Below are 22545 nucleotides of genomic sequence, written 5' to 3' on the forward strand. Positions count from 1 at the left end.
CTGGTGAGTCCCGCAACCGCGGCGCGCTACGGCATCGTCGGGAGTGGTTGGCGTTCGACGTTCTTCCTACGCCTGGCGCGGCTGATGCCCGAGCGGTTCCAGGTGACCGGTGTGGTGACGCGGACCGCCGAACGTGGCGCCGAGGTCGAGGCCGAGTGGGGCGTACGCACCATTCGTACGATCGCGGACCTGGTGGCGGCCGACCGGCCGGACTTCGTGATCGTGTCGGTCCCGTGGGCCGCGACGCCGCAGGCGACCAGGGACCTGGTGGCGCTCGACATGCCGGTGCTGGCCGAGACCCCGCCAGCACCGGACCTGGACGGTTTGCGGGACCTGTGGGCGGCGGTCGGCACGACCGGCCTGGTCCAGGTGGCCGAGCAGTACATCTCCTATCCCGGCCACGCCGCTCGACTCGCCCTGGTACGCGACGGTGTGATCGGCAGGGCCACGTCGGCGCACGTCTCCTCGACCCACCTCTACCACGCGGTGTCGATGATCCGACACCTGCTCGGCGTTGGCTTCGCGCCGGTCACCGTCTCGGCGCAGGCGTTCTCAGCTCCCCTGGTCAATCCGCTGACGCCCGCCGGGTGGACCGGTGACAGCACCCCGCAGGACCTCGCCACCACGCTCGCGACGCTCGACTTCGGCGGGTCCGTCGGGCTCTACGACTTCACCGAGAACCAGTGGTGGAATCCCCTGCGCAGCAGGCGAATCGTGGTCCGCGGATCACACGGCGAGATCGTCGACGACCGCGTCGTACGCATGGCCGACCCGACGACGCCCGTCGAGTCCTTCCTCGTCCGCCGGCAGTCCGGGATCGACCTCAACCTCGAGGGCTTCGACCTCGACCACGTGAGCTTTGAGGGAAGGGTCGTCTACCGCAACGCCTTCCAGGGTGCGCGGTTGGCTGACGACGAGATCGCCGTCGCCTCCCTGCTCGAACAGACGGCGCAGTGGTGCCGCGACGAGGCGCCGCCGCCCTATCCGCTCGCCGAGGCCTGCCAGGACCACCTGATCAGCCTGGCGATCGGCGAGTCCGTGCGGACGAAGGACTCCGTCACGACCAGCCAGGAGGCGTGGGCGCGATGAAGGCAGCGGTGTTCTACGAACCAGGCCGGCCGTTGGCCATCGAGGACGTCACGCTCGATGCCCCCCGGGAGCGCGAAGTGCTGGTCCGGGTCGAGGCGGCGGGTGTCTGTCACACGGACCTGCACTACATGACCGGGGACCTCGCCTGTCCCACACCCGCCGTACCCGGTCACGAGGGTGCCGGCATCGTCGAGGAGGTCGGACCCGGCGTCACCACCGTCAGCCCGGGCGACGCGGTCGTCCTGATGTGGCGCCCCCGCTGCGGCAGGTGCAGGTTCTGCGCTGAGGGGCGTCCCGCGCTGTGCGAGTCCGCGAAGATCCAGAAGGCGACCGGTGGACTGCTCGACGGCACGACCCGGCTCCGCCTCGACTCCGGCCAGGAGGTGAAACACCTGCTCGGAGTGTCCTGCTTCGCCGAACGCTGCGTCGTCGCCGAGCAGTCGGTCATCCGCGTCCCCACCGACATCCCGTTCCGGATCGCCGCGCTGGTCGGCTGCGCGGTCATCACCGGCATGGGCGCCGTGCTCAACGTGGTGGGCAACGCCGCGGGAGCGAGCGTGCTGGTGCTGGGCGCGGGCGGTGTCGGGCTCTCCAGCGTGATCGGCGCGAAGCTCGCCGGCGCGCACCCGCTCATCGTCGCCGACGTCGTGCCGGACAAGCTGGCGCTCGCGACCCGCTTCGGAGCGACCCACACGATCGACGTGAGTACGACCGACCTGGTCCCCGCCGTCCACGACATCTGCCCCGGCGGCGTCGACTGGGCGCTGGAGGCGATCGGCCGTACGCAGACGATCGAAGAGGCGCTGTCCTGCCTGCGTACCGGCGGATCGGTCGTCGCGATCGGACTCGGCAAGGTCGGCGCGACGTTCCAGGTGCCGCTCAACGAGCTTGTCCAGCAGGAGAAACGGGTCATCGGCAGTCTCTACGGCTCGGCCAACACGCTGACCGACATCCCCAAGCTGCTCGCGCTCTACCAGGCGGGGCGGCTTCCGTTGGAGGACCTGCTCGGCAAGGCGTACCCCCTGACCGGTGTCAACGACGCCTACCGCGCGCTCGTCGATGGAGCGGTCGGGCGCGCGGTGATCCTGCCGAAGAGCTGATCCTGCAGAAAGGGCGAGTCTGCTGAGAGGCCGGACCTGCAGAAAGGAAGTGGTGCCCGTGCCAGCTGAGTACGCCAGGTACCCCAGCCTGCGCGACCGGGCGGTCTTCGTCACCGGCGGTGCCACTGGCATCGGCGCCGAACTGGTCTCACAGTTCGCCGCACAGGGTGCGAAAGTGGCGTTTGTCGACATCGATGGCGACGCGGGCGCCGCGCTCGCGAAGCAGGTCGCGGTTCAGGGTTCGCCCGCTCCCCGCTTCGAGGTCTGCGACATCCGCGACATCGACGCGCTGCAGGGATGCATCGCCGACGCGGCGCAGGAGATCGGTCCGATCCGTGTGCTCGTCAACAACGCGGCCAACGACGATCGCCACGCGGTCGACGAGGTGACCCCTGAGTACTGGGACGACAAGATGGCCGTCAACCTTCGCCCGCACTTCTTCACCATGCAGGCGGTTGCGCCGATGATGCGTGCGGCCGGTGGGGGCTCGATCGTCAACTTCGGCTCCATCACCTGGCGCGGCGGGTTCGGCGGGCTTCCTGCGTACGCCACGGCGAAGGCCGCCATCGAGGGGCTCACGCGTGCGATGGCCCGCGACCTCGGCCCGGACGGCATCCGGGTCAACGCCGTGGTGCCGGGCTGGATCATGACCGAACGCCAGGTGAGGACCTGGATCACACCCGAGGCCGAGGAACGGATCGCGCTATCCCAGTGCCTGAAGGAGAAGTTGGTACCGGCCGACGTCGCCCGCCTCGTCCTGTGGCTCGCGGCCGACGACAGCCGGATGTGTACGAATCAGATGTGGGTGATTGACGGTGGCTGGATCTAACGGTACGGACGAGCGGTCGAACACCGTTCAGGCAATGGGGACCCCTGGGACGATGGGGCCGCCGGCCCCGAAGGCGATGGTCACGATCGCCAAGATCGCCCGCGAGGCGGGAGTTTCGGTGTCCACGGTGAGCAAGGTGCTCAACGGCCGCGAGGACGTCGCACCGTCCACGCGCGCCCGGATCCAGGGACTGCTCACCGAGTCCGGCTATCGCCGGCGTGGCGCGGGACCGCGCCAGCGGGTCGGCCTGGTCGACTTCGTCATCACCGAGCTCGCCTCGCCGTGGGCCTGTGAGGTCCTGCGTGGAGCGGAGCAGGAGGCGCACCGGGGCGGCGCCGGGCTGGTCATCACCGCGACGCACAACCGCAACGCTGACGCGCGTCCGTGGTTGCAGACCCTTGCCGCACGCCGCTCTGACGGCGTGGTGTTGGTGGTGTCCCGGCTGCCGGCCGCAGCAGCCGAACGACTGGCGGCGATGCACACACCGTTCGTCCTCGTGGATCCGGTAGGTGGTTTCGACCCGGCGATCCCGAGCGTCGGTGCGACCAACTGGGCCGGTGGGCTGGCCGCCACCGAGCACCTGGTCGAACTCGGCCACCGGCGGATCGGCATCGTCACCGGCCCTCCGGAGCTGCTGTGCAGTCAAGAACGCCTTGACGGCTACCGGGCCGCGTTGCGGCGTGCCGGTATCGGGATCGACGAGTCGCTGGTGCGGTTCGGGAACTTCTTCGCCGACGGTGGTCGTCGAGGCGTCGCTCAGCTGCTCGACCTGGACGACCCGCCCACCGCCATCTTCGCCGGCAACGACGTCCAGGCGAGCGGGGTCTACGCCGAGGCGTACCACCGCGGGCTGCGCATTCCCGACGATCTCAGCGTCGTGGGCTTCGACGACGTGGAACTCTGCGAGGTACTGTGGCCGCCGCTCACCACAGTCCGGCAGCCGCTGTCGGAGATGGCCCAGCTCGCCACCCGGACGGTCCTGGAGAAGGCCGAGCGTGACGCCGAACATCCGATCCGGATCGAGCTCGCCACCAGCCTCGTTGTCCGAGAAAGCACCGCGTCCCCGCGCTGACGTCGCCGGCCGTCACGGGTACCCAGGCAGGCTCCACGGAGGCGCGCCGCCGGGCGAGGCGGCACATGCGCCAGCCGCGGGGGCCCGCGCATGCGCCCTGCGGGAGCCGCACATGACCGCGCGCAACTGCAAATGCCTCCCGCGGGAGCGGCAAATGACCACGCTGAGCATGCCTGTGGTACCGCAACAGGTGTCGACACCAGTCCCGGGATCCGTATGCATGCTCAGCGTGGTCATTTGCCGCTCCGCCCAGCCGGCGGTCGCAACCCAGATCAGCTGCGAGCGAGGAAGACGCCCCACACGAGGTGGCCCTCACGTCCGCCGGTCACCCAGTGCTGGAGCCCGACCTTCATGTTGTCGAGATAGTCCTGGCTGATCTGGCTCGCCAGCTCCGGCTCCTGCCGCGTGGTCTCGTCGAGTACCCGCTGGTAGTGCGCGGCGAGCTGCGGGGTCAGGTCGTCGAACTCCACCGAGGCCAACCCGAGGCGAGCGAGCTCGCGGCGGTAGTAGGCCGGCGTGCCCATCGTGTCGAGCTTCAGCCGCTTCAGGATCGGGAGGAGCGCCTCCCGTGGGCACCCGTCCGACGCCATCGGGTCAGTGAAGATCAGTTGGCCGCCCGGGCGGAGGACCCGCGCCGCCTCCTCCAGGACACGGGAACGGTCACCGCTGTGCAGCATCGCGTCCTGTGACCACACGACGTCGAACCGGTTGTCCTCGAACGGAAGGTCCTCGAACGACCCGTCGACGACCTCGATCTGCTGGTCGAGATGCTGGTCGACGTTCAGCTCGCGGTTGCGGGAGTTCTCCACCTCGCTGAGGTTGAGGCAGGTGACGTGGCAGCCATGCTTCGCCGCCAGCTGCCGCGCGGCACCGCCGAAGCCCGATCCCAGGTCGAGCACCCGGGTACCCGGCGGGAGGTCGAGCTTGTCGGCAAGATAGTCGACCGTGCGCCTGCTGGCCGCCGCGATATCGGTGGTCGCGTCGTCATAGAGTCCGACGTGAATGTCCTCGCCGCCCCAGATCGCCGCGTAGAACGTGTCGGCGTCAGCGGAGTTGTAGTAGTCACGTGCGGTGTGGACCGCTGAGGAATAGGTCTCAGTCATCTCATCTCCCGCGCGATAGGACTTCTCCGCCACATGGATGAAGAAATCCGGCTCACTTTCCGGGTGAGTGTCCTGGAAATCCGCATAGGTATCGACCCGCTGGAATCCCACGTCACGCATCAACCGACGCATGTAGTCCTTGCGCAGCGGATACATGTTGAGGTGGTACTGCGAGTCGTCGGGGAATGTGTAGCGGAACCGGGCGAGACCGTCGTCGACGTGTTCGGGCTCGGCCGAAACTTCCTCGCCGCAGTAGTAGTACGTGTGCCGATTCGAGTAGGCGCCGTCTAACAGTGCGTCATAGTTCCGCTGGTCGATGATGAGCACGCCGTCATGCTTGAGCATCGCGTAGAACTCGGCGAGGGCCTTGCGTCGGTCGCGCTCGGAGAACAGGTGCGTGAACGAGTTGCCGAGGCAGACGATCGCGTCGTACTCCCCGTGCACGTCGCGGTTGAGCCACCGCCAGTCGGCGTGAACGACGCGCAGGATGTGGCCGCCACGCTCCCGTGCGTTCTCGAACGCCTTCGCCAGCATGTGCGGGCTGCCGTCGGCGCTCACGGTCTCGAAGCCTTCTTCCAGCAGGCGTACCGAGTGGAAGCCGGTGCCAGTGGCGACGTCGAGGACGGTGCGCACGTTGCGGGCCTTCAACTGATCGATGAAGAACCGACCTTCACTCAGCGCACGCTTCTTCCAGTCGATCAGCTCGTCCCACTTCTCGACGAAGCTGGTGACGTACTCCTGCGTGTAGTGGTCGGTGTCGCGCACCTCGATCGGGTTGTCGCCGAATTCCTGCTGGCCTTCTTCGTCATGACTCGCAGACCCGTTCGCCTGGTCAGGCAAAGGCGTGTGTGTGTCGGTGGCTGATCGGGCAGGGTCCTGGACCTTTCGCGCCACAGCATGCACTCCCAGGTGCTCGAGATCGTCAGCTTTCGGCCGGATTCGGACCCATGTTCAAAATGGGTCTCGCATGGCTGTCGCGCTTCGGGAAATATCCCGCCATCGGCCCGGCGTCGTTGCCGGGCCGCGGGCGCCACAGCGAATTGTGCCAACCGCGGCCTGCGGGACCAAAGCTAAGCGACGTGGGTCCAACTTATCAACACATGTCCGGAGTGGTCTATTGACTGTCTGTTGCATCGTACAGAACCGTACAGACAAGCGGCGGAATCCCCTTGTGGGGTAGGGGATTCCGCGTCTTCGCTGCCTTGAAGGAATCTGTCCGGATATGGCATTGCATGATTTTCGGGATGTTCACCTTCCACCCGTTGAGGGTGCCTCTGTGGTGTCCGCCGGAGTTCGGGTAAAGTGCTGGAGCCGTTTCGGCGGGCCGGATCCTGGTCGCCCCCGTGGCGGCACCAGTCCATGGGGGCGCACGTGAGCAGATCCGACGCACTGGAGCGAGGTCGTGCGGCCTACGACCGGCACGCGTGGTCCGAGGCGCACCTGGCTCTGACCGCGGCCGACGGCGAGGCGCCCCTCGGTCCGGACGACCTGGAACGCCTGGCGATCGCGGGCTACCTGATCGGTGGCGACGGTGACGGAGAGTCATGGGCGCGTGCGCACCGCGGATATGTCGACGACGCTCGCCCGGAGGACGCGGCGCGCTGCGGGTTCTGGCTCGGCTTCTTCCTCCTCCAGCGCGGTGACTTCGCCCGCGGCAGCGGGTGGCTCGCCCGGTCCCAGCGCCTCGTCGACGAGGCCAACCGCGAGTGCGCTGTGCAGGGCTACCTCCTCGTGCCCGCGGCGCTGCGGAGCCTTGACGAGGGCGACGCGGCACATGCGTACGACCTCTTCCGGCGGGCGGCCGAGATCGCCGAGCGATGCGGCGACGTAGATCTGCTGGCCATCGGTCGGCTCGGCCGCGGGCAGGCGCTCATCGGACTCGGCGACCCGGTTGCGGGTGTCGCGCTGCTCGACGAGGTGATGGTCGCGGTCACGTCCGGCGAGGTGGGGCCGATGGTCGTCGGGGTCGTCTACTGCGCGGTGATCGAGGCCTGCCAGGAGATCTTCGACCTGCCGCGGGCGCGGGAGTGGACGGCCGCGCTGACCCGCTGGTGCGAGTCGCAGCCTGACCTGGTGCCCTACCGCGGGCAGTGCCTGGTGCACCGAGCCGAGATCATGCAGGTCAACGGTGCCTGGCCGGACGCCATCGACGAGGTACGCCAGGCCTGCGACCGGTTCCTGGTTCCCCACGGCCACCCTGCCGCCGGGGCGGCGTACTACCAGCGGGCGGAGCTGCACCGGCTGCGCGGCGAGTACGGCCTCGCCGAGGAGGCGTACCGGCAGGCGAACCACTGGGGTCGCCCGCCGCAGCCGGGGCTGGCGCAGCTACGGCTCGCCCAGGGCCGTGCCGGCGCGGCCGCCGCCGCGATCAGCCGTGCCATCGAGGCGGAGCGTGAACGCGTGCGCCGCCCGCGCCTCCTCGCGGCGTACGTCGAGATCATGCTGGCGATCGACGACATCGACGCGGCCCGGGAAGGGGCGGCCGAGCTGACCACGCTGGCAGGCGACGTCGCCGCACCATTCCTGCGCGCCACGGCCGCGCAGGCCGAGGGTGCCGCCGCCCTCGCCGGAGGCGACGCCGAGGCAGCCCTGGCCGCGCTCCGGCCAGCGCTGCGGACCTGGCACCAGGTCGACGCGCCGTACGACGTCGCCCGCGCCCGGGTGCTCGTCGGCCTCGCCTGCCGCCAACTCGGCGACGAGGACACCGCGGAGCTGGAGCTCGACGCCGCCCGCGCGGTCTTCGAGGACCTCGGCGCCGCCCCGGACCTCGAGCGGGTCCGGGCGCTGAGCGAGCCTCCTCAGGGTCCCGAAGGGGAGACGCCGCCGGTCGGCCGCCCGGAGGCCGCGGGCGGGCTGACGGCTCGCGAGCTGGAGGTCCTGAGGCTGGTGGCGTCCGGCCGAACCAACCGTGCCATCGCGCAGGAGCTCGTCCTCAGCGAGAAGACGGTGGCCCGCCACCTCAGCAACATCTTCGGCAAGCTGCGCCTGTCGTCGCGCTCGGCGGCCACGGCTTACGCCTACGAGCACGACCTGGTGTAACGCCTCAGCGCTTCCGCCTTCCACCGAGGCGTACGCAGGAATACCCACGTCCGGCGCCATCCCCTCCCCGCCAAGCCGTTGACCTGCGAGGTTCTGCCGATGCGGGACGACCCTCCCGCCTCCTAGCGTGCCGATAGGCGCACCGTGGGCGTGCGTACGGATCAAGGAGCTACGTGATGACCAGCGGGAACGACACCACCGGCCGGACCGCCACCAGCGGCGGCGACCCGCCGGCCGAGGCTCGGAAGCGGCTTCTCGCGGGGATCGGCGTCGTCGAGCGACGACTGGACCTGGGCGACATCTCCACCGCCGTCCTGGAAGGCGGCGAAGGTCCACCGGTCGTCCTGCTGCACGGCCCTGGCGGGAATGCCACGCACTGGCACCGGGTGCTCCCCGACCTCGTGGCCAACCGTCGCGTCATCGCGCCGGACCTGCCCGGCCAGGGTGCCACCGAGGTAACCGGCGCGCCGTTGGACGCCGACCGGGTGCTCGACTGGCTCCTCGACCTGATCGACCGGACCTGCGCGTCGCCGCCCACGCTCGTGGGGTTCGCGCTGGGCGGTGCGATCGCCGCACGGTTCGCCGCCGACCACCGCAGTCGAAACCGCACAGACAGCAGCACAGGAAGCAAAGGAAACGCAGGAAGCGCAGACACCGGCGGCAGCGGCTCCGATTCCCGGCTCGACCGTCTCGTCCTCGTCGACGCGCTGGGCCTCGTACCGTTCGATCCGGCGCCCGACTTCGGCGTCGCTCTGAACGACTTCCTCAGCCAACCCACACCTGGCTCCCACGACCGGCTGTGGCAGCACTGTGCGCTCGACCTCGACACGCTCCAGAGCCGGCTGGGCGGGCACTGGGACGACTTCCGGGCGTACAACGTCGACCGCGCGCAGACGCCGAGCGTGCAGTCGAGCCTCCGCGCGCTCATGGCGGCGTTCGGTGGACCGGCGATCCCGGCCGAGGACCTGGCGCGGATCAGTGTCCCGACGACCCTCGTCTGGGGTCGCCAGGACCTCGCGACGCCGCTCCACGTCGCCCAGGCAGTGAGCGAACGGTACGGCTGGCCGCTGCACGTCATCGAGGACTGCGGCGACGACCCGGCGGTCGAGGCGCCCGAGAAGTTCCTCGGGGCGCTCCGTTCCGCACTTTCTGCCCAGAGCGTCGTCAGGAGCGCGTCATGAACCGGCCGTCCGTTCGTACGCAGGAAACCGTCGACACCTTGGTGATCGGGGCCGGACAGGCGGGACTCGCCACGAGCTACTGGCTCACCCAGGCCAGTGTCCCGCACCTGCTCGTCGAGAGTCGGGACACGCTGGGCGGTGCCTGGCACGATCGCTGGGACAGTTTCTGTCTCGTCGCGCCCAACTTCACGCTGGTCCTGCCCGGCATGCCGTACGACGGCCCCGATCCTGACGCCTTCATGCCGCGCGCGGGGGTGGTGGACTACCTCCGGAAGTACGCGGCGTCGTTCCACGCGCCCGTCCGCTTCCGCACCTCCGTACGCCGACTTGCCGCCGTCGACGGCGGGCTCGTGGCGGAGACCGACGACACGACGTTCCTCGCGCGCAACGTCGTTCTCGCCACCGGCGCCTACCCGGTGCCGAAGGTTCCACCGGTCGCCGGGCAGCTCGCACCGCACCTCCTGCAGATCCACTCCCAGGACTACCGCCGGCCGTCGCAGCTCGCCGACGGTGGAGTGCTCGTGGTCGGCACCGGACAGTCGGGTACGCAGATCGCGGAGGAGTTGCACGACGCCGGTCGCGAGGTGCTCCTTGCCGTCTCGACCTGTCCCAGCGCTCCGCGCCGCTACCGGGGACATGACGTCGTCTGGTGGCTGATGCAGACGTTCCTGCACGGCGCCGAGGTGGGTGTGCCGTTCCCGACCGTCGCCGACCTGCCCTCGCCGGCGGCGAGATTCGGCTGCGACCCGCACCTGTCCGGGAAGGACGGCGGGCACGACATCAGCCTGCGGCAGTTCGCCCGGCAGGGGATCCGGTTGTACGGACGGCTGGAGCGGGCGTCCGGTGCGGCGGTCGGGTTCTCGGCCGACCTTGCCGAGCGGCTCGTCCTCGCCGAGACCGGTTTCGACAAGGAGTTCCGGCCACTGTTCGACGCCTACATCGACGCCGCCGGCATCGACGCACCACCGGACGACCGTCCGCCGTACGACGACTTCACGCCGGAGACCGTGACCGAGCTCGACCTCGACGCCGCTGGCGTCACCACCGTGGTGTGGGCCACGGGTTACCAGCTCGACTTCAGCTGGGTCGACCTCCCGATCCTCGACGAATGGAGCTATCCGCGGCACGAGCGAGGCGTCACGATCCATCCGGGGCTCTACGCGGTCGGGCTGCCGTGGCTGCATTCCGAGCCGTCGTCGGTGTTGGCCGGCGTCGGTGACGACGCCGCCCACATCGTCGACCACCTCGTGGCGCGGAACGCCGGACGGTGAGCGGAACCTCCACACGGGCGGGGCTCGGTAACCGCAGTCATGGTGACCGTCGTCGCCGCCATCTCCCGAGCCGGCGCCGGGACATGCGTACTCTCATCGCTCCGGCCTCTGGATCGGTGTGGCCGCGACCGTGACCAGGCGGCGTCCCGCGGTGTCGATCACCTGGAGTTCGGCGAGCTCGGCGGCGCGGAACTCGCTCATGCCCTCGACGTCGAGCCCGTCGTCGTAGGTCACCCGCCACGACGCCACGGTCTCGGTCCGGCCGTCGTGTGCCTTGGCGACCAGGCGGCACGAGGTGAGCGGTGGGAGGCCATGCAGGGTCATGTCGATCCGGGTGCCCCAGGGCTCGTCGCGGACGCTGGTGGTGGCGGTGACGCCGTACGCCGAGCTGCCGGCCACCAGTGGGGTGTGGTCCGGTGTCAGCAGCTCGCCACGCGCCACCGCCACCCCGACGACGGAACCGCCGAGCGCAACCGCCGCGGCGATGCCCAGGGCAACGCGGCGGCGCCGCCAGCGGACGCCCCTCACCTTGGCGGCCTGGTCGGTGCGTTCGGTCGCGATCGCGGCGAGGATGCGGTCGAGCAGGTCGTCGACCGCTTCGCTCTCCTGGCTCATGTCGATGACGCCGGCGTCGCCGACCTCGGCGTCGCTGACCTCGGCGTCGACGATGCCGGCGGACCGCGCGGTCGCGAGCATCGCGGCGACCTCGGCGAGGTCGGACAGCTCGGCGCGGCAATGCGCGCAGGACGCGAGGTGGCGTTCGATCGCACGACGCTCCGGATCGTCGACGCCGAGGGCGTAGGCCCCCAGCCGGGGCGCGTGGGTGCAGCTCACGGTGCGGTCACCCCCCGTTCCTCCAGTGCCAGACGTAACGCCCGGAGGGCGTAGTAGGAGCGGGATCGGACTGTTCCGGCCGGTATGCGCAGGGCAGCCGCCGCGTCGGCCACTGACCTGTCCCGAAAGTAGAGCTCGACGATGACCTCACGGTGCGCTGGTGTGAGCGCTCTCAGCGCATCCGCGACCTGCCAGGCGAGCAGTGCCCGGTCGATGTCATCGGGACCCTCACGCTGGGCGAGGCCCTCGAACGGCGGCTCGCCCGGCAGCTCGGCCGGAACCTCACGGGGACGCCGCGTGGCGGCTCGGTGGCCGTCGACGACGAGGTTGCGAGCGACCCGGAACAGCCACGGCCGAGCGGTATCGGTCGTGAGCTTCCCCGAGTGCCGCCAGGCGCGGAGCAGGGTCTCCTGCACGATGTCCTCGGCCTTGCGAAGATCGCCGCCGACCAGGGCGCGGACGTAGCCGAGCAGGTGCTCGCCGTGTTCGGCGTAGAGGGCCCGGACCAGAGCCTCCTCCCGCGCCGCGAACTTCGTCATGCTGCTCACTACGTCGCCCGGTGATGCAGCGTTCAACTGATCGCCCTGTACGGACGGCTATGGCGATCCGGCCGCCCGGGGGTGTCAGAGACGGTGCTCAGAACCGCAGGTGGTCGGAGAAGATCGCCGCCGTCAGCCGTGGTCCGCGACGCCGGACGTGGGTTCGCCACTGCCCGCGGCCCCGGCTTCAGCCCCCCGCTGGTCCGCCATGGCGCGCACCTGAGGTGCGAGCGGTCGTGGGCGCAGCCGGTGATCGAGTTGGTGAACGACACTCGCCAGCTGGGTGGCCGCGTTCTCGACCGCCCAGTGCGCCCGGTCGCGTTCCGCGATGGTCACTGCGAGGGCGAGTGCGGTCAGCGCGGACGACGCGTCCAGGGCCTGGATGGTGAGGAGATTGGTGAACTCGTCGCCACCGGCGAACGGCCCGAAACCACCGACGGCGCCGTGGGACACGACGATCGTGGTGATCAAGGCGGCCGCGCTGGCGCCCGCGAGCTGGAAGCGGACGGCCGCCCAGATGAGGACGGGAAACACCAGGAACAACAGTTCGGTGGAACTATGCACCGCGGCCAGTGTCACCAGCGCGGCCACTGCCAGCATCGTGAAAGCCTCCGCGGCCCGGCGAAGTCGGAGCTGTCGTGGCCATCTCAGTCGACTCACGACGAGGATGAAGGGTGTGATGACGAGGACGCTTACCGCGGTGCTCGTCCAGTCCAGGAACCATTCGGTGAGAAAGGTCTCCGGTGGCAGCGCACCGGTGATATAGAGAGTCCCGGCCGAGATCGCCGAACTCACCAACGTTCCCAGGATCGCGCCCAGAAATACCAGGGCGAGCAGATCTCGTAGCCGGTCCAATCCGTTCTGGAAATGTGCCATGCGGAGCAGGAGGACCGCGAGGACGACCCCGAGGGTCGCCGCCAGACAGATCACGGCGGACACCAACGGTGGATGGTCGAGAACGATGAGGTTGACGAGGAATGAACCGAGCGCGACGCTCGGCCACATCCGAGGACCAAACAACAGCAGCGCGGCAAGGGCGACACCGGTCGGTGGCCACATGGTGCGCAGGGTTCCCGAGCCGAACTCCTGCAGAACGCCGAGCAGCGCGGTTCCGAGATAGACCCCGGCGAGCGCCACCATCACGAGAACCGTGACCAGATGTGTGCGGATCGCTCGTTGGCTTACCACGACGATTAACTGTACGCCAGCTTCTTGTGGGCTCTGCTTTCTCCAAAGCCGCCACAAAGGGACATGTGAACCATCTGCGCATTTACCCAGATGCCAGCTTTCGGTGTCTCGGAACATTCGTACCGAGACAATGGCAGCCGGTGCGGACGGAGAACTGGAAATGCGCCGCGTAGACATGCTGCGGGCGGCATGGTGGCGGTATGGACTGGTGGAACGCTCTCGACCCGGGCGTCCAGCGTGGCATCGGAATCGCCGCCCTCGCGCTCGCTGTCGTGATCATCATGCTGATCGTGCAACTGATCGCCTCGTGGCGGAGCAACAAGAGTGCCCTGAAACTTTTCGAACGACAGGCAGTCGAGCAACGCAACAACTGGCAGGCGTGGTCGGAGGAGCGGCAGCGGCGCAGATTGCTGGCTGAACGGCAGGAGGCATATGCCCGGTTCATGAGCCTCGCGAGCGAGTACGAACGGGTGGTCACCGATCTGCGTGCCCCGCGGCCGGATGCCAGGAACGTCGCCGCCCCGGGCGACTCACGCCATGCACGCAATGACCACGCACAGGCGGATCTGGATGCCACCGACCAGATGGCGGTCACGACCGCACTGGCGACCAGCGCGGCGAATGAGGTGACCGCCCGGCAGGCACAGCTCCGAGAAGACCTTTCCCAGGCGCGCGAGGTCGTACGCCTGCTCGCGCCGTCCGACGTCAGGTTCGCGGCGGACCGGTGGTTCATCGATCTCGTCCGTGACGACCCGGCGGGCGTGCAACGCGCCAAGAACGACTTTCTCACCCATGCTCGCGCCGACATCGGCTCGGACAGGCCCGCGCCGCCGCCGGGACGCGACAACGCCAAGCGGCGTTGAGATCAGTCCGAGGCTGCTCCTCGGCGCATCGGGGTCCTGTTCGTCATAGCGCGCGGCTCCCGCGAGCATCGCCTCGTCCGTCCCGGCGGCGCGCATCCGCGCGAGGCTTACGACTACTCTCCTGCCGGACGGGAGGTGGTTGTCATGACAAGCCGATCCACGTACCTCCAGCTGGCCGACCAGCTGGCGCGGGAGCTGCGCGACGTACCGTCCGGCACGAGGGTGGCCTCGGAGCACGAACTCGTCGCCAGCCAGGGCGTCAGTCGCCTCACCGCCCGCGCCGCCCTGCAGGAACTGGAGCATCGGTACCTGGTCCAGCGGATCCGCGGGTCGGGCACCTTCGTGCGGCGGCGCATCGACTACGTGATCAGCAAGGACCTGCCGCCGAGCTTCGCCGCGACCGTCGTCGCGGCCGGTGCGACGCCTGGCACCAAGCTGCTCGGCGTGCGCAGGCGGGCACCTCGGCCCGAGCATCCGTACGAGCCCGAGGTCGCCGCCGGTGGGGAACTCGTGGAGGTCCGCCGGCTCAACCTGGTCGACGGGGTCGTGGCCGGAGTGTGGACGACCGTGCTGCCCGGCAACCGGCTGGCCGGTATCGAGGAGCGGCTGGCCGACGACGTGTCGCTCTACACCTTGCTGTCCCAGGCGTACGGAATGACGCTGCGAAGGTATCGGCACCACGTGTCACTCGACGTGCCCGACCTCGAGGTCGCCGCGCTGTTGGGCGATGACGCGCCGCGCCCGTGCTGGTATGCGGAGAGCCTCAACCGGATCGGGGGTACTCGGCAGCTGGGGGAGTACGCCGCCACGTGGTCCAATCCGCGGGTGCTTCGGGTGGTCTTCGAGATCGAGGGGGACGCCGAGATCGCCGAGGACACCGGCCTTTGACGGCAGGGTCCGGCTACGTCCCGGCAATGTCCAGCCTCGGGCGGGACGGCCAGGTCGTACGGCTGGCGCGGTGGCCGGCCTGGTGGTGATCCCGGTCAGTCTTTGCGGCCGGTCATGGCCGTGGACAGTCCGAGCCCGATCATGGAGAGTCCGCCGACACCGCCGACCAGTTCGGCGCGCCGGGGCGACCGCGCGAACCACGAGCGGACCGCGCTCGCGGTGACCGCCCAGCCGCTGTCTGAGACCAGCGCGATGAGGAACGGGACGACGCTCAGCAGGAGCATCTGGCTCGGGATGTGGCCGGACGGCCGGTCGACGAACTGAGGGAGGATCGCGGCGAACATGATGTAGGCCTTGGGATTGGCGACGCCGACAGCGAATCCTTCCGACGCCGAGCGCACCAGGTTGCGTGGTGCATGGCCGATGCCACCGATCTCGGGGGTGAGCTTGCGGCGGTGCCTGAGCGCCTGGATGCCGAGCCAGACGAGGTACGCGGCGCCGGCGTACTTCACGATCGCGAAGACGAGCACTGACCGTTCGACGATGAGCCCGATCCCGAGGGCTACGCACACCGCGACGACATACATGCCGACGGCGTTGCCGGCGACCGAGGCGAGGGCGGTACGCCGACCATGGGCCAGCGCGCGACCGACAACGAACAGCACACTTGGCCCGGGGATCACGATGACGATGAACGATGCCACCGCGAAGGCGGCCAACTGCTCCGAAGACACCATGTCGGGAGAGTACAGCGGGCATGCCGAGGACGCCTTTGCACAAGCCCTGCCCGCGGGCGGACCTGTCCTCGCCGTCGATCGTCGAGGGCTCAGGTCACTCCGGGGGCAGGCCGTGGCCGCGGCGGCGGTAGAGCTCGAGGACCTGTTCGCGTGGGATGACACCACACCGGCCTGCCCAGGCTTCGTAGTCGCTCACCAGTGCGGCCACCAGGTCGGGATGCTGGTCGGCGAGGTCATGCAGCTCGGTGCGGTCGTCGAGGAGATCGTAGAGCTCCCACGGCGTTCCGTGCTTGCGGACAATCTTCCACCGGCCCTTGCGTACCGCACAGTTTCCCTCGTGCTCGAAGTACAACGGACGATCCGCGACGTCTTCTCCGCGCAGGGCGGGCATCATGCTCACGCCCTCTGCAGGCGGCACCGCGTGCCCTGAGCGCTCCTCCGGGTAGGTCGCGCCGGCCGCGTCGAGGAGAGTCGGAAGGACGTCGACGAGCTGGTACGGATGATGGTTGGTCGCGCCGCTCTCCTCGAGCCCGGCCGGCCAGTGCACGATGAGGGGCGTCGCGATGCCGCCTTCATGGACCCAGTGCTTGTATTCCCGGAACGGCGTGTTGGACAGGTTCGCCCACTCCCGGCCGTAGCTCTGATAGGTCGCCTCGGACCCGGGCATCAGGCCGGGAACGTTTCCCGGCACGACCGGATCGCCTTCGCGGGTGTGTTCCTTCATGGGTACGAAGCTCGTGACGAACTCCTTCACCTCCTCCGGCGGCATCTCCTCCGCGCAGCCGCCGTTGTCGGACAGGAAGACGATGAGCGTGTTGTCCAGCTGGCCGAGGCGTTCGAGGGTGGCGACCACCTTGCCGACGCCCTGGTCCATGCGGTCGACCTGGGCGGCGTAGACCTCCATCCGCCGGGCCTGCCACTCCTTGTCCGGCACGTCGTCCCACGCCGCTACCCGCGCATCGCGTGAGGACAACTTCCAGGACGGATCGAGGATCCCCTCGGCGACCAGCCTGTCAAGACGCTCTTGACGGAGTGTGTCCCATCCGGCGTCGAACCGGCCACGGTACTTCGCGATGTCCTCGTCATGGGCGTGCAGCGGCCAGTGCGGTGCGGTATAGGCGAGATAGAGAAAGAACGGACGGTCGGACGAGTCGGCCCCATGGTCCTCGACGAACCGTACGGCGTTGTCGCTGATCGCATCCGTGTAGAAGAACGAGGGATCAAGGCTTTCGTCCTCGACGTTCCGCTCGCCGCGCACCAGGGTGCGTGGTTGGTAGAAGCTGCCCGCACCTTCGAGGGTGCCGTAGAAGCGGTCGAACCCCCGTCGGGTGGGCCAGGCTTCGTTGGGCGTCTCCATGTCGCTCGCCAGGTGCCACTTGCCGGACATGTACGTCGCATATCCCTTACTGGACAACGCTTCCGCGACCGTGACGCTGTGCTCCGAGAGATTGCCCGGATAGCCGTCCGGACTGTCGTCGAAGTTGAGGATGCCGATCCCGACCTGGTGGGGGTGAAGCCCCGTCACGAGCGATGCCCGCGAGGGTGTGCAACGCGCGGTGTTGTAGAACTGCGTGAATCTCGTGCCCTGGCGCGCCAACCGGTCAAGATGCGGCGTCTCGATCTCGCCGCCGTAACAGCCGATGTCGGAAAAACCCATGTCGTCGGCCAGGATCAGAACGATGTTGGGGGAGGTTCGAGTCACGGGAAACCTTTCGACGACACCGGTTACCGGTCTTCAGCCACGACGGGTGAGGGGGCGGGATCGGGATCCTGCGGCCCGGCGTCGTCGACGGGTCGGCGGTAGGTCTCGGGAAGGAAGACGAGAGACACGACGGTGATGAGTGCGATGAGAAGGACGTAGAGCGCCACCGGCCAGGACGTTCCGTCGAACCTCGCGACCAACGCCGTGCCGATCAGCGGTGCGACCGCACCGGACGGCAGCACCCCGATCTGGTAGACGACCGACATCCCGCTGTAGCGGACGCGGGTCGGGTAGATCTCGGCGAACATCGCGCCCTCGGGCCCGTACATCGTGCACGCGGCGATTCCCCAGCCGACGACGACCGCGACCATGATCAGCCACCGTGACCCGGTGTCGACGAGCACGAAGATGGGGAACGCACTGACCGCGGCCAGCAGCGCCCCCGCCATGAAGACCTTCCGCCGCCCCACCCGGTCTGACACCCGCCCGGCGAGGGGGATGACGAAGAAGCCGACCACCGAGGCGACGATCAGGGCGTCGAACATGTAGCTCTTCGGCAGGCCGAGCACGGCGACCGTGTAGGTCACGAGAAACGCGTTGTAGACGTTGAAGGTCACGCTCTCGCTCATCCGGGCGCCCATGCCGAGCAGGGTGATCTTCGGGTGCTGGCGTACGACGTCGAGGAGCGGGACCCGGGCCCGCTGTCTCGTACGGACGATCCGCAGGAAGGCCGGGGGTTCACTGATGCGGAGCCGGATGAAGAGGCCGACGGCGACCAGCACGATGCTCGCCAGGAACGGCACCCGCCACGCCCAGTCGACGAGGGCCGCGTCACCGAGCCGCCCGACCCCGCTGATCGCCAGCGTCGACAACAGCAAGCCCACCGGCACGCCGAGCTGCGGCCAGCTGCTGAACCATCCCCGTCTGCCGTCCGGCGCGTGCTCGACGCAGAGCAGGATCGCGCCGCCCCATTCGCCGCCGAGCCCGATGCCCTGGAGCATCCGCAGGATGAGAAGCAGGACAGGAGCCGCGGCGCCGATCTGTGCGTACGTGGGCAGCAGACCCATCGCGAACGTCGCCAGCCCCATGATCATCATCGTGACTACGAGCATCGGCTTGCGGCCGAGCCGGTCGCCGAGGTGGCCGAACAGCACGCCCCCGATCGGTCGGGTGACGAATCCCGCGGCGAACGTGCCGAACGCGACCAGCGTCCCGATCAGCGGGTCGAAGGTGGGGAAGAACTCCTGGTTGAAGACGAGTCCCGCCATCGTGGCGTAGAGGAAGAAGTCGTACCACTCCACCACGGTGCCGGCGAGGCTCGCCGCCGCTACCTGGCGGATGGACGCCTCCCGCCCCTCGCCTACACCGTCGCTGCTCCCGTCGCCAACTCGGCCGTTGGTTCCGGCGCCAGGTTCATCGCCGGTTCCGTCGTTCGGGCCTTCGCTGGTGAATGGGTTCCGAGGCATGTCGACCTCCCGGGTGCGACCGGAGTGTGCCGCTGGCCTGCTGCGTTCCGCTGGCGTCCCGCCTTGTTGTTCCGCGAACACTGCTGTCCCGGCAACGCACTGGACCCACAGAACCCTTGTGTCCCGTGGAAAAGGACAACAAGCTTCAGATCGGGACAGACGTCACTACTGTGTCGTTCGTCGCCGCGGACGGTCAACCCTCGCTGGGACAGCGGACCGAGACCGCCCGGGAGACCATGCAGGGTGAGAGAAGGGCTGAGACCGTGAACGGACTGCTCGGGCGAGCGGTGCAGGTCCTCGACGCACTCGGCAAGGCCGAGGCCGACCTGACGATCCGGCAGATCGCCAGTCGCGTCGACCTGCCGAAGAGTTCGGTGCAGCGACTGCTGCGCGGGTTGGTCGAGACCGAGTTGGCGATCCAGGATCCGGCGAACCGCCGCTACCGGCTCGGGCCGAGAACGCTCGCGCTGGGAATGGCCTACCAACGCCGGATCAACGTGCGGGCCGTCGCGCTGCCGCACATGGTCCGACTGCGTGACCGGACCGGAGAGACGGTCGGCCTGTCGATCCCGGTCGGCGAGGAAGTGATGCACATCGACCAGGTCGAGAGCAACGCCGAGTTGCGTCGTACGTTCGAGATCGGTCGGCCATATCCGTTGTGGAGTGGGGCACCGAGCCGCCTGGTGCTCGCCGGGATGGCCGACAACGACGTGGAACGCATCGCGCGCGAGCGGACTCCAGGCGACGTCTCGCCAGTACGACCGCCGTTGCCGGTGGAACTCGTGCAGGCCGTGCGCACCGCGCGGATGCGGGGCTACGCGGCGGCGTTCGAGGAGACGATCGTCGGCGTCAACACACTCGCGGCTCCCGTGCGCGGGCACGCCGACCAGGTGGTTGCCACCATCTCGGTGACTGGACCGAGTGTGCGGCTCAACCGGACGGCGATGGACTCGATCCTCGCCGACCTCGTGACAACCGCGCAGGCGGTCAGCGTCGAGATCGGCGGCCGACAGGCATTCCACCCCCAGGTCCGCGCCCGGGCGCTGCAACGGTAGAGACCCCCGGCCAGCCTCGCCGCCGCCTGGAGCGACACGGGAGCGACACGGGGCGGCATGGGCCAGACCGGTGAGTGAGGGTGTCCTCGTCGGCGCCTTTGGGGCCGGGCCGTAACCTACGCCCATGAGGTTGCGTACCAGGTGGGCGTCGTGGTGCGGGCACCACTGACGGTCGGCGTCGTCGGACCCTCCGATCTCGTCCCCAGAGTCGCGTCCGTGGTCGACGACACTGCCGATCTTCGGGCGATCCGGTTGCCGTACCGCTGGGAGCAGGAGACCCTTCGCATCATCCGGGCGCGGGGGCACGAGGTCGACGGCTGGCTCTTCACCGGTGTGGTGCCGCACGCCATCGCGACCGCCGAACGCGCCGACGTCCTGCCCTCTGGGCACGTCTCCTACAGCGGAGTCACCCTCCTGGCGGCGCTACTGCGCCTTTCGCGCGACGGCGGTGACCTCAGCCTGGTCAGCATCGACACCCTGCAGCCGGTGGAGGTCGCGGAGACGCTCGCCGAGGCGGGGTTGGCCGAGACGTCCGTACGCACGATGGAATACGTTGCCTCCGTACGCTCTCGTGACGTCGTGGCGTTCCACCGCGAAGCCGCTCAGCGGCACGGCGCCACTGTCGCGATCACCTGCCTGCGGTCGGCGTACGACGTGCTGCGCAAGGAGATGCCGGTGGTCCGGCTGGCCCCCGCGCCGCGGGACATCCGGGAGGCGGTCGATGCACTGGCCCTGCGGATCCGCAGCGCACACGACTCCGACGCCCAGGTGGCGTTGGGCTTCGTCGAACTCGACATGGCCGACGGGGCGCTAGAACGCGACCTGGGTGAGCTCGGCGGGGCGGTCGTTCGGATCGACGAGGACCGCTACCTCCTGGTGACGACGCGAGGACCGCTGGAACGCGCGACCGCCGACTTCACGGCCGCGCCGTTCCTCGAACGTCTCGCCGCTCGCCACACATCGGTCCACGTCGGGTTGGGGCTCGCCCGATCAGCCGGGGAGGCGGCCGCCCGCGCGTCCCGGGCGCTGGCCCGCGCCAGGGCCGACGGCGAGGTCGCGGCCGTGTTCGCCGGGCCGCACGACGCGGACATCGTCCTCGCCCGGAGCCCAGGAACCGACCAGCCCGGCCCTACGGACATCGGTCGGCTCGCCCGGCGGCTCGGCATGAGCCGCGGAACGCTCCAGGCGTTGCGCGGTCTCGTCGAAGGGGCCGACGCCCAGGTGACCGCCGCCGAGGTGGCCGAGGCGTTCTCCATCCAGGAACGCAGTGCCCGCCGGCTGCTCAAGCGCCTCGAACGCGCCGGTGCCGCCGTCCCGGTCGGCACCCTCGCCGAAGGCCAGATGGGTCGTCCGCCGGTGATCTACCGCCTCGAGCTCTGAACGCGATCCGACCAGAAGCCGCGTTACCGCGTCACGGCGTTGCCGGAGACGAGCTGCGGCGGCGCAGGCGGGCGTCCACGATCGCCTGCGGTTGGTAGCCCGCGTCAGCTTCGTTGAGGGTCGTTCCCGGCGACACGATCTCGTCGATCCGGTCGAGGATGTCGTGGGAGAGCGACACCTTGTCCGCGCCGAGAGTCGACTCCAGGTGCTCCATCGTGCGCGGGCCGATGATGACCGAGCTCACTGCCGGATGTTCGAGGACGAACGCCAGAGCGAGCTGGATCAGCGACAGGCCGGCGTCGTCCGCCAGCTCGGTCAACGCATAGACCGCCTCCAGCTTGCGCGCGTTCTCCGGCAGGGACCGGTCATGGCGAGCCGGTTGCCGTGCGGCCCGGCTGGACACCGCGGTGGGCTCCTCGCCACGCCGGTAGCGGCCAGAGAGCCAGCCGCCGGCGAGTGGGCTCCAGGGGAGTACGCCCAGCCCGTACTCCTCGGCCAGCGGCAGCACTTCGCGCTCGACCGCGCGGGCGAGAAGGGAGTACGGCGGCTGCTCGGTCACCGGTCGCTCCCGGTTCCGGCGTTCGGCCACCCACTGCGCCTGGACGAGCTGCGACGGCAGGAAGGTCGACGTACCGAAGTAACGGATCTTGCCCTGGTGGACCAGGTCGCTGAGCGCCCCGAGCGTCTCGTCGATGTCGGTGTCCGGCTCCGGCCGGTGCACCTGGTAGAGGTCGATCCAGTCGGTCTGGAGCCGGCGCAGGCTGTTGTCCACCTCGCGGACGATCCACCGGCGGGAGTTGCCGGCGTGGTTCGGGTCGTCGCCGAGCCGCCCATGGAACTTCGTCGCGAGGACGACGTCGTCGCGCCGGCCGCCGGCAAGTGCCTTGCCCACGATCTCCTCGGACTCGCCCTGGGAGTAGACGTCGGCCGTGTCGAGGATGTTGATGCCGGCGTCGAGGGCACGGTGGATGATGCGGATGCCGTCCTCGTGGTCGGGGTTGCCGTAGGCGCCGAACATCATCGTGCCGAGCGTCAGCGGGCTCACCTTCACGCCGGTACGCCCGAGGGTGCGGTAGGTCATGTACGCCGTCCTTCGTCCTTGTCGCGGGTCGCGGCCGTCCAGAGATCACTGTCATCGTGCCATTCGGCGTTGTCCGCGCGTAGGCCCGAGGGGTTGCCGGATCACGAAACGGTAACTACAGTCCAGCC

19 protein-coding genes are annotated in these 22545 nt (G+C 69.1%); 11 read left to right on the forward strand and 8 right to left on the reverse strand.

The features are described 5' to 3' along the window. The first annotated feature begins 3 nt into the window (after nucleotides 1–3). From ABNF93_RS09170 to ABNF93_RS09185, 4 genes are read left to right on the forward strand one after another with little or no spacing between them, the layout of a single operon-like run. Nucleotides 4–1089, forward strand: a complete 1086-nt coding sequence (locus ABNF93_RS09170; RefSeq protein WP_349327409.1) for a Gfo/Idh/MocA family protein — start codon at nucleotides 4–6, stop codon at nucleotides 1087–1089. Next, nucleotides 1086–2189, forward strand: coding sequence for a zinc-binding dehydrogenase (locus ABNF93_RS09175; RefSeq protein ID WP_349327410.1), 1104 nt, complete (start codon nucleotides 1086–1088; stop codon nucleotides 2187–2189). Before ABNF93_RS09170 ends, ABNF93_RS09175 begins: the two co-directional genes overlap by 4 nt. Before the next feature lie 58 nt (nucleotides 2190–2247). Next, nucleotides 2248–3018 (forward strand): SDR family NAD(P)-dependent oxidoreductase, encoded by a 771-nt coding sequence (locus ABNF93_RS09180; protein ID WP_349327411.1) that lies wholly within the window; start codon nucleotides 2248–2250, stop codon nucleotides 3016–3018. A 34-nt stretch (nucleotides 3019–3052) separates the two neighbouring features. Further along, nucleotides 3053–4090 carry a LacI family DNA-binding transcriptional regulator gene (locus ABNF93_RS09185; protein ID WP_349327412.1) on the forward strand — a complete coding sequence of 346 codons (1038 nt, stop codon included), beginning with the start codon at nucleotides 3053–3055 and terminating at the stop codon, nucleotides 4088–4090. A gap of 272 nt (nucleotides 4091–4362) precedes the next feature. On the opposite strand, the gene ABNF93_RS09190 is transcribed toward ABNF93_RS09185, so the two are convergent. Next, a complete protein-coding gene (locus tag ABNF93_RS09190) occupies nucleotides 4363–6033 on the reverse strand; it encodes a glycine/sarcosine N-methyltransferase (protein ID WP_349327413.1) in 1671 nt (556 codons plus the stop codon). A 531-nt stretch (nucleotides 6034–6564) separates the two neighbouring features. On the opposite strand from ABNF93_RS09190, the gene ABNF93_RS09195 reads away from it, so the two are divergent. The 3 genes from ABNF93_RS09195 (at nucleotide 6565) to ABNF93_RS09205 (ending at nucleotide 10684) form a co-directional block, all read left to right on the forward strand. Next, entirely contained in the window at nucleotides 6565–8232 is a 1668-nt protein-coding gene (locus tag ABNF93_RS09195; RefSeq protein ID WP_349327414.1) for a LuxR C-terminal-related transcriptional regulator, read from the forward strand. A gap of 176 nt (nucleotides 8233–8408) precedes the next feature. Then, the gene (locus tag ABNF93_RS09200) at nucleotides 8409–9413 is read left to right on the forward strand and encodes an alpha/beta fold hydrolase (RefSeq protein ID WP_349327415.1); all 1005 of its coding nucleotides are present in this window, start codon (nucleotides 8409–8411) and stop codon (nucleotides 9411–9413) included. Beyond that, on the forward strand, nucleotides 9410–10684 hold the full coding sequence (locus ABNF93_RS09205; RefSeq protein ID WP_349327416.1) for a flavin-containing monooxygenase: 1275 nt from the start codon (nucleotides 9410–9412) through the stop codon (nucleotides 10682–10684). The genes ABNF93_RS09200 and ABNF93_RS09205 overlap by 4 nt, the downstream gene beginning before the upstream one ends. A 93-nt stretch (nucleotides 10685–10777) precedes the next feature. Here ABNF93_RS09205 and ABNF93_RS09210 read toward each other — a convergent pair whose 3' ends face one another. From ABNF93_RS09210 to ABNF93_RS09220, 3 genes are all read right to left on the reverse strand, one after another. Continuing rightward, a complete protein-coding gene (locus ABNF93_RS09210) occupies nucleotides 10778–11518 on the reverse strand; it encodes a zf-HC2 domain-containing protein (RefSeq protein ID WP_349327417.1) in 741 nt (246 codons plus the stop codon). Then, nucleotides 11515–12057 carry a sigma-70 family RNA polymerase sigma factor gene (locus ABNF93_RS09215; RefSeq protein WP_349327418.1) on the reverse strand — a complete coding sequence of 181 codons (543 nt, stop codon included), beginning with the start codon at nucleotides 12055–12057 and terminating at the stop codon, nucleotides 11515–11517. Before ABNF93_RS09215 ends, ABNF93_RS09210 begins: the two co-directional genes overlap by 4 nt. A gap of 132 nt (nucleotides 12058–12189) precedes the next feature. Continuing rightward, nucleotides 12190–13245: an MASE1 domain-containing protein gene (locus ABNF93_RS09220; RefSeq protein WP_349327419.1), complete on the reverse strand. Its 1056-nt coding sequence runs from the start codon at nucleotides 13243–13245 to the stop codon at nucleotides 12190–12192. Between the two features lie 200 nt (nucleotides 13246–13445). Here ABNF93_RS09220 and ABNF93_RS09225 point away from each other — a divergent pair, with 200 nt between their 5' ends. Both ABNF93_RS09225 and ABNF93_RS09230 read left to right on the forward strand, forming a co-directional pair. Continuing rightward, nucleotides 13446–14108 carry a hypothetical protein gene (locus ABNF93_RS09225; RefSeq protein WP_349327420.1) on the forward strand — a complete coding sequence of 221 codons (663 nt, stop codon included), beginning with the start codon at nucleotides 13446–13448 and terminating at the stop codon, nucleotides 14106–14108. Between the two features lie 144 nt (nucleotides 14109–14252). Next, nucleotides 14253–14996 (forward strand): GntR family transcriptional regulator, encoded by a 744-nt coding sequence (locus ABNF93_RS09230; RefSeq protein ID WP_349327422.1) that lies wholly within the window; start codon nucleotides 14253–14255, stop codon nucleotides 14994–14996. Between the two features lie 95 nt (nucleotides 14997–15091). Here the strand turns inward: ABNF93_RS09230 and ABNF93_RS09235 are convergent, their stop codons facing one another. The 3 genes from ABNF93_RS09235 to ABNF93_RS09245 all read right to left on the reverse strand — a co-directional run bounded on the left by ABNF93_RS09235 (nucleotide 15092) and on the right by ABNF93_RS09245 (nucleotide 18901). Beyond that, nucleotides 15092–15733, reverse strand: a complete 642-nt coding sequence (locus ABNF93_RS09235) for a LysE family translocator (protein ID WP_349327423.1) — start codon at nucleotides 15731–15733, stop codon at nucleotides 15092–15094. A 94-nt stretch (nucleotides 15734–15827) separates the two neighbouring features. Next, the gene (locus ABNF93_RS09240; RefSeq protein ID WP_349327424.1) at nucleotides 15828–17435 is read right to left on the reverse strand and encodes an arylsulfatase; all 1608 of its coding nucleotides are present in this window, start codon (nucleotides 17433–17435) and stop codon (nucleotides 15828–15830) included. A gap of 23 nt (nucleotides 17436–17458) precedes the next feature. Further along, nucleotides 17459–18901 (reverse strand): MFS transporter, encoded by a 1443-nt coding sequence (locus ABNF93_RS09245; RefSeq protein WP_349327425.1) that lies wholly within the window; start codon nucleotides 18899–18901, stop codon nucleotides 17459–17461. Between the two features lie 125 nt (nucleotides 18902–19026). Here ABNF93_RS09245 and ABNF93_RS09250 point away from each other — a divergent pair, with 125 nt between their 5' ends. Both ABNF93_RS09250 and ABNF93_RS09255 read left to right on the forward strand, forming a co-directional pair. After that, nucleotides 19027–19956, forward strand: a complete 930-nt coding sequence (locus tag ABNF93_RS09250) for an IclR family transcriptional regulator (RefSeq protein ID WP_349327427.1) — start codon at nucleotides 19027–19029, stop codon at nucleotides 19954–19956. Nucleotides 19957–20097: 141 nt separating this feature from the next. Then, a complete protein-coding gene (locus ABNF93_RS09255; RefSeq protein ID WP_349327428.1) occupies nucleotides 20098–21336 on the forward strand; it encodes a hypothetical protein in 1239 nt (412 codons plus the stop codon). A gap of 31 nt (nucleotides 21337–21367) precedes the next feature. Here ABNF93_RS09255 and ABNF93_RS09260 read toward each other — a convergent pair whose 3' ends face one another. Beyond that, nucleotides 21368–22417 carry an aldo/keto reductase gene (locus ABNF93_RS09260; RefSeq protein WP_349327430.1) on the reverse strand — a complete coding sequence of 350 codons (1050 nt, stop codon included), beginning with the start codon at nucleotides 22415–22417 and terminating at the stop codon, nucleotides 21368–21370. Nucleotides 22418–22545: the final 128 nt, after the last annotated feature.

Origin of the sequence: Actinopolymorpha sp. B9G3, assembly GCF_040120725.1 — a bacterium.
GTDB lineage: Bacteria > Actinomycetota > Actinomycetes > Propionibacteriales > Actinopolymorphaceae > Thermasporomyces.